Origin of the sequence: Paenarthrobacter sp. 4246, assembly GCF_040546855.1 — a bacterium.
In the GTDB taxonomy this organism is placed as follows: Bacteria; Actinomycetota; Actinomycetes; order Actinomycetales; family Micrococcaceae; genus Arthrobacter.
The window spans coordinates 110,315-122,382 of record NZ_JBEPOP010000002.1 but is presented as its reverse complement, the minus strand read 5'-3'; the positions used below and the strand labels follow the sequence as shown (position 1 = coordinate 122,382).

Sequence of the window (12,068 nt, the reverse complement as noted above, 5' to 3'; positions counted from 1 at the left end):
GATCAGTTCCCCAGCCCTGTAGTGACGGCAAAGGCGATGCTGGTTTCAGTGGCTCCCTGGACGGGATGGACGTTCACGGGTGCCTCGAGATCCGGAATGAAGGCGGCCGCGCCGCGCTGAAGGCGGAGGTCGCTCTTGGGCGAGTCAAGCAGCACCGAACCGGAAACCACCACGACGACGGCCGGTCCGGTTTGCGCCAAGGGCACCGGCTCGGCACCCGGGCCAAGCTCAATGCGCTGCAACTGGAATTCCTTGAAGGGCGGCCGGTACAGCTCCTGCCCGAACTCGGTGCCACTCGCTTCGACGCGCGGCACTCCGAGGGCTTCAAACCGGACCGTCTTCAGCAATTCCGGAACGTCCACATGCTTGGGGGTGAGCCCGCCCCGAAGCACGTTGTCGGAAGAAGCCATGACTTCCACGCCCAGCCCATGAAGGTACGCATGGATGTTTCCCGCAGGCAGGTAAACCACCTCGCCGGGCTCCAGGGTGAGGTGGTTGAGGAGAAGTGAGATGAGGACACCGGGATCGCCGGGGAAGGCTTCGTTGATATCCAGCATCGCCGTCAGTGCTTCCCGGTGCGGCTCCAATGGAGCTCCGGCGGACAGGACCGCCACTACCTCGTTGATGGCGTCGGAGATGTCGCCGCCACCCTTGATAAGGCGGCTGAAAGCTGCCTTGAGGGCAGTGGATTCATCGGCCTGGGCGAGATCGGCGATGACGTTTCGGATGACGGCCGGGATTTCCACCGCCGCTGAATCAAGAACCTGTGCCAGGTGCTCAAAGATGCTCTGCGAATCAGCAGGGGAGCGGAAACCACACAAGGCCCGGAACGGAGTGAGGGGAAAGATCATCTCCGGTTTGTGGTTGTTGTCGCGGTAGTTGCGGGTCGCGGCATCGGCAGGGACCCCGGCCGCGTTCTCCCGGGCGAAACCTTCTTGGGCCTGTTCCAGGCTGGGATGCACCTGCAAGGACAACGGCTGTTCCGCTGCCAGTAACTTGGTGAGGAACGGCAGCCGCGGTCCGAATTCGGCCAGGCTCTCCGAACCCAGGAACCGATCGGGATCGGACTCGATCAAGGCGTTCAGGGGCTGGGTCACGCCGTTGGGGTGAAGGGCTGTGGAGGGGGAGTCCGGGTGGGCGCCGATCCACAGTTCGGCTTCGGGGCCACCTGATGCCGGCCGCCCCAGCAAGTCTGCGATCGCCGTCGTCGAACCCCACGCGTAGGGTCGCAAAACATTCTCAATCTGGTACACGAAAGAAAGTCCTTATCGTTGCGCTGGACGTGGGGTGGAGGGGACCGGCACGCTTACAGCGGTGCGCACTGTCCGTTGGTGGCTACGAGATCCCGGATGCCTTGCTCATCGCCCTGGGCCTTGAGGCCGTTCAGCAGTTCGATGGTGATCGGGGTGCCGTCCGGTGTAGTGGTCACCGGGGTGAAATCGGCCGACGGCGAGGGAAGCTGGCTTGCGGGGAGGCGCCCTGCAACTGGTCCGGCAGCCACGATGGTGCCGACGGCAGCGCCGTTGGGGGATACGACGGCGTCATCTGCCTTGGGGGCGTCGGACGACGCCAGGACTTCCTGGACCTTGGAGTGGATGAGGTCGAAGTCGGGCACGGTGGAGAAGGATGCGTCAAAGTCCGGAGGGCCGATGGTGAGCCGCTTGACCGGCTGGTTCTTGGACTTGAGGGCGAGGTCCACAAAGCTGCCCAGCTGGTTGGAAGAAATATTGGAATCAACAACCTTGGTCCCGGCGTTGGCGATGTCCTCGAACTTGGTCAGGAGGGTGGCCGGATCCAACTGCTTGAGCATGGCCTGCTGTACGCATTGCTGGCGGGCGATGCGGGCGTAGTCGTCCACGAATTCGCGGGAGCGGCCGTACCAGAGGGCATGGAAGCCATCCAGGTGCTGGTCACCGGCCGGGATCCAGCCGTCCGGCATGCCATGGATTCCATTGGCTTCATCAGTGACGGGGCCACTGATGGGAACCCATCCGCCGGCCTTGATGCGGATGCCGCCCATGGCGTCGATGAGTTTGGCGAAGCCATCCATGTCCACCAGGACGTACGCCTGGACAGTGATTCCGAGCGTGCCGGAGACCGCCTCCAAGGTGGCCTGGGCGCCGGGATCGGCAACGCCGGGGTAGAGGTTCTGGTAGTTGTTGGTGACCTCGGTATTGACGGCATTGATGAGGCATTCGTCGCCGCAGTTGTAGCCCTCAGGGTAGATCTCACGCATGGGTGAGCCCTCGCTGAACCGGGCGTTCTGAAGATTGCGGGGTACGGAGATGATGGCGCTCTCGCCGGTCTTGGCGTCGACACTGATGACGGAGAGGCTGTCCGGGCGTCGGCCCGTCCTGTCATCCCCGGCGTCGCCACCCATCATGAGGAAGTTGTAACGCCCGTCCACGGGATCGATGGCCGGTCCGGCGTTGAAAATACTGCCGATGGCGTTCCGGCTGACGTTCAGGACGTAGGCGATGTAACCCAGCGAGCCGCTGGCAAGCACTGTAGAGACTGCCAGGACCACGGCAATGATGGGTCGCATCCCCGGAGCCAGCAGGGCAGGCCTGATGATCCGCAAGGTGTTGAGGAACAGATAGGCCCATCCCAGAGCCAAAGCCACAAGCACCACGATGATGAAGAGAGAACCGATCGGATGGGTAAAAATACTGAGCAACACGGTGCGGTTCACCAACGCGATGAACAGGATAACCAGCGCCACTGCCCACACGGTGAGCGTGACCCGCAGCGCCACCCGGCCAAGTTTTCGGTCCCCGGCAACAATCTGTGCGCTGCCGGGGATAAAGAGCGTGAGGAGCACCAGCACGAAGGCGCGTTTGGTCCGGACCGGGGCGCTGGCCCCGGACGGATAGCGGACGGGATCAGTCAGGGCGGAACCGGGCTGATTCGAAGTCTTGTGCATGGTAGTCAACCGCTGCCTTCCTAGCGGGAGCCCCGGTCTGAAGCGTTGGCAGGGGAGAAGACTTCCTCTACTTTGCGACGCAGGTTTTCGCCCTTCTTGCTGGCGACATCATTGAGCTCCTGGGCAAAATCGAGCAGATCTGCGCGGAGCTTCGCGGCGAGTTCGTCCGTTCCCGAGGCCAGCATCCGGACAGCAAGGAGTCCGGCGTTGCGGGCCCCGGCAATGGAGACCGTGGCCACGGGGACACCGGCAGGCATCTGGACGATGGACAGCAGGGAATCCATGCCATCCAGGGTCTTGAGGGGCACGGGGACGCCGATCACGGGGAGCGGAGTCACCGAGGCCAGCATGCCTGGGAGGTGGGCCGCGCCGCCTGCGCCGGCGATGATGACCCGCAGTCCACGCTCGTGGGCAGTCTGGCCGTAGCGGATCATTTCAGTCGGCATGCGGTGCGCAGAAACGACGTCCGCCTCAAAGGGGATACCGAATTCTGCCAGGGCGTCTGCTGCAGCTTCCATGACGGGCCAGTCTGAATCCGAACCCATCACGAGCCCTACCAGCGGGGCTGTTGCTTCTGACGTCATGCGGTCTCCTCAAGGGTGGTCTGCTCGGGCTTGCGGCCGTCGCGGATGATGTTGGCCACGACCGTGGCGCGCTGGCGGACAGAGTCGACGTCGGAGACCGAGTTGCCCACGAGGTTCACGTGGCCGATCTTGCGGCCGGGGCGAACGGACTTGCCATAGGAGTGGACCTTGGCCGCGGGCTCGTAGGCCAACGCCATGGGGAAGGCCTTGAACAGGTCCTGGTTCTCGCCGCCAAGGAAATTCTTCATGACTACTACGGGCGCCAGCGCATCGGTAGCGCCGAGCGGCAGGTCCAGCACAGCCCGAAGATGCTGTTCAAACTGGCTTGTAATGGATCCGTCCTGCGTCCAGTGCCCTGTATTGTGCGGGCGCATGGCAAGTTCGTTGATAAGGAAGCCTGCTCCGACACCCGGCGTTTCAAACAGCTCTGCAGCCATGACGCCGGTGACGCCAAGCTCGTTGGCGATGCGCAAAGCAGCTTCCTCGGCGGCAGCGGCCACCTCAACGGGGATGTTCTGGGCCGGTGCGATGACTTCGTCGCAGACACCGTCCACCTGGATGGTGTGGACCACGGGCCAGGCCCGCGATTCGCCACTGGGGGTGCGTGCGACCAGCGCCGAGAGTTCGCGGCTGAAGTCCACCTTGGCCTCTGCCAGCAAAGGGCTCATGGCCTGGAACCAATCGGCGGTGGACGCAGCGTCCTCTGCCGAGTGGACAATCCTGACACCCTTGCCGTCGTAACCGCCGCGTGGTGTCTTCAGGACAACGGGCCAGCCGATGCGGTCGCCAAAAGCCACCAGCTCTTCAATGCCGTTGACCGAGGACCACTCTGGATTGGGAAGGCCGAGGCGGTCGATCGCAGCCCGCATCACCAGCTTGTCCTGAGCGTTGACCAGCGCGTCGGGGCCGGGCTGGACGTTGACGCCGGCATCCAGAAGGGCCTGCAAGTGTTCAGTGGGGACATGCTCGTGGTCGAACGTCAGCACGTCCAGGCCCTTGGAGAACTCAAGGAGAGCGTTCAGGTCCTTGTAGTCGCCGATCGGGGCCGTTGCCACCGCGGCAACAGCCGAAACGTCCTCACCCTCAGCCAAAACACGGAGTTCGAAGCCCAGGGCGGTAGCGGGCGGAGCCATCATTCGTGCGAGCTGGCCGCCGCCAACAACGCCAATTACTGGAAAAGTCACAAGGTTCAGCCTACCGAACCGGTGGCGTGATCACTGATTCTGCCGCCCCTGCGGCTGCTTTTTCCACAGCTTCCGGCAGCATGAGGGCGCCAATATCGGCGTTCTCACAGTCACCTCAAAGGCAGTGCGGGGAAATCGGGGCTAAAATGAACTTGGCCCATCGGCCCACCTTTTCAACGGCCATGGAGGGTCATGATCACCACACTTGCAGATCGCATCCGCGGACTCGCCTCGCTTTTCTGGCGCGAAGTAGCGAAGTTCGGCGCCGTCGGCGGTGTTGCTTTTGTCATTGACTCGGCCGTTTTCATCTGGCTGTTCTCCGGACCGATGCACGGCAGCGAAGTGTGGGCCAAGGCAATAGCAACCATCGTTGCAAGTGTTTTCTCGTGGGTCGCAAACCGTTTTTGGACATTCCGCCACCGCAAACAGGCGAATGTGGTCCGTGAGGCCGTGTTGTTCGCCATCATGAACCTGGTGGGGCTCCTGATCGCATCCGGTTGCGTGTGGTTCGCCAAGTACATCCTGGACCTGAACGACAAGCCCTCGCTGTTCATCGCCGGCAGCGTAGTAGGCCTTGTCCTGGGCACCATCTTTCGCTTCTTCGCCTACCGCTTTTGGGTGTTCAACGAAGAACTGGATGCCGAGCCCGAGTTCTCGCATGACCACGAGATCATCGAACTCCACCACAAAGCCAAGAGCGAGGCCGGAGCTGCCAACCCCGGCACCGGCGAGTTGCCGTCCGTTAAGAACGGCTGACCCGCTCGTTCTCCAGCAGGTGCTCGGTCACCTCGAGGTCAGGGTGCACCAGCACTACCGAGCCGTCGCCGTTCCACGCGCCCAGCGATGATGCCAGGCATTTCTCCAGGCCTTCTGTTGCCCGTACCAGCAGGCGGACGCCGGGTTCGTGGCCAGCGGCAAATTCCTCAATGAGGGCTTCGTGTGTGAGTTCCGAGGCACCCCGCACTGCGGGCAAATCCGGGGCAGGTTCGTTGTGCGCCATAAAGACGTCGCCATGGGAGCGGACTTCCGCCGCGTAATCCACGACGCCGGATGGCAGCTCGCCGGGCCAACGCATCGCAAGTGCCGCGAGCGGTACGGCCACCACCGCATCGAAGCCGGACCCGTCGCCGTCGTTGGGATTGTCGGTGACCAGGAGATCCGCGGAGGTGCGGTCAAAGACCACCTCCATGCCAAGCTGCCAGGCAGCCAACGCCCAGACGAATGACTTCCAGTGCGCGGGGAGGTCCAGCCGGATGGTCATGCCGGGTTCCGCGTCCAGCTCGTCCTGCAGGAGGTTGCTGGTCTTGGCCACCCAGTTGTCCAGGACCCGGCCCGACAGCTCCACCCGCTCGGAGTCAGGCCCGTACCACGTGAGCCGTGGTGAGGTTGAATGGCCGGATCGCAGGGCGGTCATCAGGTTTGCTGCCGGGATGCTCATGCGTCAATCTTGCCACGGTGGCCCCACCCCGTCCGGGGATTATCACCGGGATTGTGAATTGCGACACATGGTATTTTCTCCAGTCGGTGGGCGCCTCACGTCGGCAGGCTTAATTTTCCGCGGAAATTCAATGAAAGTTCACGTAAATCGATCCGAACCACGCGTTTGCCGCGGAGACACGCAGCGGCACGGGCAAAATCTTGGGCGTGGCGCATCCCACGTTTGTGCGGATTCTTGATTATTATCCCGGCGCAGCTTGACTGACGGGTAGTTACACGCGTGTAATTAGTAATCAAACGCCGCTGCACAGATATCCGGAACGTCGCCGGGAATCGGAAACACATCCACGCAGCAGCTGCAAAATCAGGAGGGACGCCATGGGGCAAGCGTTGCGTATCCAGGAAGATGCAGTCGTCGCAGAACATGCGTCGGTGAAATACCGTTCGCGGGAAGTGCCGGGAGATTGGTACGTCGACCCAGCGGATCCGGAAGCGGCTGACCGCTACAACCAGAATGTGCAGGACTCTTTGGAGGATCAGGCAACTGCCCTCCTGGCTGCACATGAGGCGCTGATCGGCGATCTGCCTGCAGGGCCGGAAGAAGACCTGGACGACCCTCCCATGGAGGTGCGTCGTCCGCTGGAAACACCGGGGCAGCCCGTATGGATCGGCCTTCCGGGCCAAGGTGACTTCGACGACGAAGGCGAACTTGGTTGGCAGACTGATGCACTGTGTGCACAAACCGATCCGGAAGCTTTCTTCCCGGAGAAGGGTGGATCCACCAGGGACGCCAAGAAAGTCTGCGGGGCGTGCAACGTCCGTTCGCAGTGCTTGGAATATGCCCTCGCCAATGATGAGCGGTTCGGTATTTGGGGCGGACTCTCTGAGCGGGAGCGTCGTCGGCTAAGGAAGCGAGCGGTCTAATTCTCAAGGAAGTTCACGTTACCGCCGTTGTGGTCTCCCACAACGGCGGCGACTATCTCCCCAGGACACTGGCGGCACTGTCGGACCAAACACGTCCGGCAGATGCCGCCATTGGCATTGATACAGGTTCCACGGACAATTCGCTGGACATGCTTCGCGAAGCTTTCGGCCAGGGCAATGTCGCCACCTTCCAGCAGGCGAAATCCGGTTTTGGCGCAGCCGTTCAGGCGGGCCTCCAAGAGCTGGCCACAGGCGAGGCTGCCGGCGGCGATGACCGTGGATACCACGCCGGCTCTGTTGACTGGATCTGGCTCCTCCACGACGACGCCGCTCCGGCACCCGACGCCTTGGCGGAACTTCTGCACGCTGTGGAACGGGCCCCTTCGGTAACAGTGGCCGGTTGCAAGCAACTCGGTTGGGACAATGAGCGGCATCTGGTGGACGTAGGACTCTCCACGAGCCGCTGGGCCGAGCGCCTGACCCTGATCGATGCCGACGAAGTAGACCAGGGGCAATACGACGCCCGCACAGACACCTTCGCCGTGAATTCTGCCGGGATGTTGATCCGCCGCGATGTCTGGGAGCTGCTGCAGGGCTTTGATCCTGCGCTGCCCGGCAGCGGCGATGACGTGGACTTCTGCTGGCGGAACTGGCTGGCCGGCAATCGCGTGGTGGTGGTTCCCAGCGCCAGGATGTTCCACGTGGAGCACCGGCCCCATGGTTTGGGCACCTCCTCAGCCGCGCGCAAAGCCCAAATTCATCTGCGGCTCAAGCACGCTCCCTGGTGGAAGGTTCCGTTCCAGGCCGCGGGAGCCCTGTTCGGTGCCATCGTTCGACTTATGCTGAGCATTCTGGTCAAGGAACCGGGATACGGCTTCTCGCAGTTCACGGCAACCGTTGCCGCCTTGGTTCGGCCGGTGGCCATTGCGCGGGGCCGCCGGGTTGCCGCAAGCACCCGCCGTGTGCACCGTTCGGTGGTCCGCGGCCTGCAAACATCAACCCGCGAAGTCCGATCCAACAGGCGGTCTTTGCTGGAGGCAATCCGCCCCAGTGACGACCCGTCCGCGGTTTCGGACCTTCTGGCACCCGAACCCAGTGGAGATGCCCCGGACGACTTCGCGTCGTTGGCAACCAACGAACGCGGTTGGGTAGGAACAGGCGCCGTCGCGGCGGCCCTGCTGGCCTTTGCCGCTGCGTTTGTTGGACTGCTTGGGCTGCTCCGCTCCGGCGTCGTGGCCGGTGGCGGCCTCATCCCGCTCTCTGCAACGCCTGGAGACATCTGGGCCAATGCCTCCACCTGGTGGATTTCCCTCGGCGCAGGATTGCCGGGGCACGGGGATCCCTTCGGCTACGTGCTGTGGCTGCTGTCCCTCTTTGGCGGAGGAGACGGCAACTCGGCCATGGCTTGGCTGCTGATCCTTGCCATGCCGCTGTCCGCTGTCGGCGCATGGTTCGCCGCGGGCGCTTTGACCACCAAGCGTCGTTTCCGGACGGTTGCTGCCCTGGCGTGGTCTGCCGCCCCTTCTCTGCTGGTCGCGATCAATGAGGGCCGCGCGGGCGCCTTGGTGGCCCATGTGATGATGCCGCTGTTGCTGCTGGCACTGTTGCGCGCCTCCGGATCGGCGATCGGCCACGTGCATTCACACCCTGTCTCTTCACAGAGCAGGCGGCCTGCTCCGATTCTCGGAAAGCCGGGCATCAACGGGACACCGTCCTGGACCGCTGCCGCGGGCGGAGGGCTGGTCATGGCCATTGTGACCGCCTCGGCACCATCGCTCTTGGGGCCGATTGTTGTCGCGGTGATCCTTGCTGCGGTCATCCTGGGGCAGCGCGGAAAGACGCTGTGGTGGTCACTCCTGCCTACAGTTGCTTTGTTCGTGCCGTACGGAATTTCCGTGCTGGACAGGCCCCGTGCCCTGCTGGCTGATCCCGGACTGCCGTTGACCTTCGAAGCCGCGCCGCTCTGGCAGCAGTTGCTCGGACAGCCGTTGGCATTCGACCTCGACGGCGGCCTGACCGGCCTGGCGTTCTTTGGCCCGGGCGCCGTGCCTTGGGCTTTGCTGCTGGCGCTGTTGGTCAGTGCGCCGGTGCTGATTCTGGCAGTGACGGCGCTGTTCCTGCCCGGCAAGCGGACGGCCTTGGCAAGGGTGTTCTGGGTGGCCGCACTGGCCACCTTGGCAAGTGGCTGGTTGGTGGGGCACGTAGCCACCGGCGTCAACAACAACGTCATCGTTGGACCTTTTACCGGCCCTGCGGTGTCAGCGGCCGGCATGTTGCTGCTCGGTGCTGCGGTTATTGGCGCCGACAAACTCTTCTCCGCGCCGCGCCGTATGACCGATTCCAGTGGCCCAAAGCTGCCCATGCGGCGCGTGGCTTCCGGGCTGGTCCTGACGCTCCTCGTGGCTGGGCCACTTGCGGGTATGGGCGCCTGGGCAGGTCAGAACGTCCTTCAGCCTTCGCCCGCGCCCGGGATGTCGACGTCACCCAACGCAGCCGAACCGACGTCGTCCCTTGGGGCCGAACGCCAGGTTTGGCCGGTGGACTACGGCACTTTGCCGGCCACCGCCGTCGATCGCGGACAAGGCCCGGAACGTACCCGCACCCTGGTCATCACCAGCGGCGAGCAGGGCGCGTTTACGTCCTCGTTGATGCGCGGCGCTGGTACCACCCTGGACAGCCTGTCTACCATCGCGTCGGCACGCACCATCATCGGTGCACCGGGTCGCGAAGAAATTGTGGACGACGACGCCGCCACAGCCTCGCTTCGGCGGGCAGTGGCCACCATTGTGGCCAGTAGTGGAGTGGACCCGCGCGCAGACCTGGAACAGCTGGGAGCCGGATTCGTGGTCCTGAAGGCTGCTGATAACGCTGCCCAGTTGACTGCGAGCAGGATCGACGCCGTCCCGGGCCTGGTTGCCGTTGGGCAGACCGACGCCGGATGGCTGTGGCGTGTCTCGCCACGGAACCAGCCTGCCGCTACGGCTGCTGAGACCGCGCACCGCGTCAGGATCGTTGATGCCGAGGGCAAGACGATGGCCAATCTGCCGGCAGAAGAAGTGTCCGTGGACGCTACGGTCCCTGCGGGCGGCGAGGGCCGCAAGCTTGTTCTTGCCGAACGGTCCGATCCCGGCTGGACGGCCTCGATGGATGGAAAGCAACTCAAGACTGCCACGTCCGGATGGTCGCAGGCCTTTGACCTCCCGGCCAACGGCGGCGAGCTGGAAGTCCGTTATACCAACCCTTGGGCGTTGTGGTTCGGCATATTGCAGGCCGTGGTGATCGGGCTGACGCTTCTGTTGGCCATTCCGATGCCAGCGCGGCGCACCCGAACCGGCATGTCGAGGGATGAAGTTTCCCTCCGTAAGGAGTACAGCAGTGTCTGAGGACCAGAAGCAGCCTGTGGACGAAAAACCGTCGCGCAGTTCCAGCAAGGGCTCGCGAAGTTCCAACCGGGGCGTCGTCACGGGTGTGCTCTCCGCAGTGGTCATCCTGGCCGCCGGTGGTGGTGCTGTTGCGGCGACGTCGATGATGCCCGAACCATCCGGCGGGACCACCATGGACATCCGGCAGGCCGATGTTCCGGCAGGCCGCGCACTGGGTGTGTGCCCGGAACCTGCGAGGCTGGTCAATGGAACGGTGGTGGGAACGGATGCAGAGTTCAGCCCCGTCTCCACTACCGCCGTCAGCGCCCTCAACGCAGTGGTGCTGAGTAATCCGGCCGGTACGGTTCCTGGAAGTAAGGTGACGTCGCTGGAAGGTGACGCAGTTGCTGAGATCGCCAAAGCGCCGGCCAGCACTCCCACGCCAACGGCCGGACCACCAGTGTTGTCTGCCGGTGTGGCCTCGATTTCCCCGGTGACGGCTCCGGCCGTGGTGGGAGCCGATCCCCTGGGGAATGAGCAGGCCTCCCTTGCTGCCAATCTCAGCTACGCCGCCACTGATGGAGATCTCCGCGGCTTGGCTTCAGCCCAATGCCAATCGCCGGGAAACGACGCCTGGCTGTTGGGGGCCAACACTGCAGTGGGCCGTACGGCAGTCCTGAACCTGAGCAACGCTTCGGAGACTCCGGCCACGGTGAACCTGGACCTCTTTGGGGAGAAGGGCCAGATCCAGGCGCCGGGGGCACGCGGACTCCTTGTTGCTCCAGGAACCACTCGCTCGGTGAACCTCGCAGGCCTGGCCCCCAGCGAAAGCGAACTTGCCGTCCATGTTCGCAGCACGGGTGGACCGGTGGCTGCGACCATTCAGCAAAGCGTATTGCGCGGCCTCGCTCCCGGCGGCGTCGAATACCTTTCGCCGGGCTCAGGGGCCTCTAGCCTGCAGGTCATGTCCGGCGTCGATTTCCAGGATCCGGCGGCTACAAAGGCGCTCGCCACCAAGCCCGGTTTCGCCGACGCAGCACCGGCCCTGCAGATCGCCGTTCCCGGCTCCACCGATGCCGTAGTGCAGGTCAGCCTGTACGGGGCCAACGGCGAACGCAAGATTCCCAGCGGCGGAGTGGTGACGGTCAAAGGCGGATCAGTAGCCACCGTGAACCTGGAAGGCATCCCTGCCGGCACCTACACCGTCCGGGCCAGCTCAGACGTTGCCTTCGTGGCTTCGGCCCGGGTTACGCGGGGAGCCAAAGCGGAGGAAGCCACTGACTTCGCGTGGTCGCCCGCCTCGGCCCGTCTCGGCAGCCAGCACCTCGTGGCCGTTCCACGCAACGGTCAGCGGTACCTGAGTTTCGGTGTCCCCGAAGGGCGGGGCACGGTCACCTATGCCCCCGTCACCGCAGACGGCGCAGTGGGCAAATCCGTAGACGTTGACATGTCCGGCGGTACCACCTCGTTGATCGAACTTCCCTCAAAGTCCGGCGATTCGGTGGTAGCGGGATATATAGTGTCAGCCTCCGGTGACCCCATCTATGGCGCACTGGTCCTTGGCACGCAAGGCCGTCCGGATATCTCGGTAGTAGCCATCCAGGACGCAGCCGCGGGACTCGAGAAGGTTCCTGTCTCCGTGGGCTACTAGCGG

The 12,068-nt window shown here is 63.8% G+C and carries 9 protein-coding genes; 4 read left to right on the top strand and 5 right to left on the bottom strand.

What is annotated here, in order from left to right; all coding sequences use genetic code 11:
* Positions 1-2 precede the first annotated feature (2 nt).
* The 4 genes from manA to ABIE35_RS03260 are packed head-to-tail and all read right to left on the bottom strand — an operon-like array spanning position 3 to position 4,691.
* Complete coding sequence (manA, locus tag ABIE35_RS03275; protein ID WP_354512433.1) at positions 3-1,253, bottom strand: mannose-6-phosphate isomerase, class I; 1,251 nt, start codon at positions 1,251-1,253, stop codon at positions 3-5.
* 53 nt (positions 1,254-1,306) lie between these two features.
* Entirely contained in the window at positions 1,307-2,923 is a 1,617-nt protein-coding gene (locus ABIE35_RS03270; protein ID WP_354512432.1) for an LCP family protein, read from the bottom strand.
* A 20-nt stretch (positions 2,924-2,943) separates the two neighbouring features.
* Positions 2,944-3,507, bottom strand: a complete 564-nt coding sequence (gene purE / locus ABIE35_RS03265) for a 5-(carboxyamino)imidazole ribonucleotide mutase (protein ID WP_089594181.1) — start codon at positions 3,505-3,507, stop codon at positions 2,944-2,946.
* The gene (locus ABIE35_RS03260) at positions 3,504-4,691 is read right to left on the bottom strand and encodes a 5-(carboxyamino)imidazole ribonucleotide synthase (protein WP_354512431.1); all 1,188 of its coding nucleotides are present in this window, start codon (positions 4,689-4,691) and stop codon (positions 3,504-3,506) included. The genes purE and ABIE35_RS03260 overlap by 4 nt, the downstream gene beginning before the upstream one ends.
* Before the next feature lie 192 nt (positions 4,692-4,883).
* On the opposite strand from ABIE35_RS03260, the gene ABIE35_RS03255 reads away from it, so the two are divergent.
* Positions 4,884-5,447 carry a GtrA family protein gene (locus ABIE35_RS03255; protein WP_207596812.1) on the top strand — a complete coding sequence of 188 codons (564 nt, stop codon included), beginning with the start codon at positions 4,884-4,886 and terminating at the stop codon, positions 5,445-5,447.
* Here ABIE35_RS03255 and ABIE35_RS03250 read toward each other — a convergent pair.
* Positions 5,434-6,129, bottom strand: coding sequence for a TIGR03089 family protein (locus ABIE35_RS03250; RefSeq protein ID WP_354512430.1), 696 nt, complete (start codon positions 6,127-6,129; stop codon positions 5,434-5,436). The genes ABIE35_RS03255 and ABIE35_RS03250 overlap by 14 nt on opposite strands.
* 377 nt (positions 6,130-6,506) lie before the next feature.
* Between ABIE35_RS03250 and ABIE35_RS03245 the strand changes: the two genes are divergently transcribed.
* Genes ABIE35_RS03245 through ABIE35_RS03235 form a run of 3 tightly spaced genes read left to right on the top strand, consistent with a single transcriptional unit; the run spans position 6,507 to position 12,065 of the window.
* Positions 6,507-7,052 (top strand): WhiB family transcriptional regulator, encoded by a 546-nt coding sequence (locus ABIE35_RS03245; RefSeq protein WP_081733423.1) that lies wholly within the window; start codon positions 6,507-6,509, stop codon positions 7,050-7,052.
* A 29-nt stretch (positions 7,053-7,081) separates the two neighbouring features.
* Positions 7,082-10,435, top strand: coding sequence for a glycosyltransferase (locus ABIE35_RS03240; RefSeq protein ID WP_502921350.1), 3,354 nt, complete (start codon positions 7,082-7,084; stop codon positions 10,433-10,435).
* Complete coding sequence (locus tag ABIE35_RS03235; protein ID WP_354512429.1) at positions 10,428-12,065, top strand: DUF5719 family protein; 1,638 nt, start codon at positions 10,428-10,430, stop codon at positions 12,063-12,065. Before ABIE35_RS03240 ends, ABIE35_RS03235 begins: the two co-directional genes overlap by 8 nt.
* Positions 12,066-12,068: the final 3 nt, after the last annotated feature.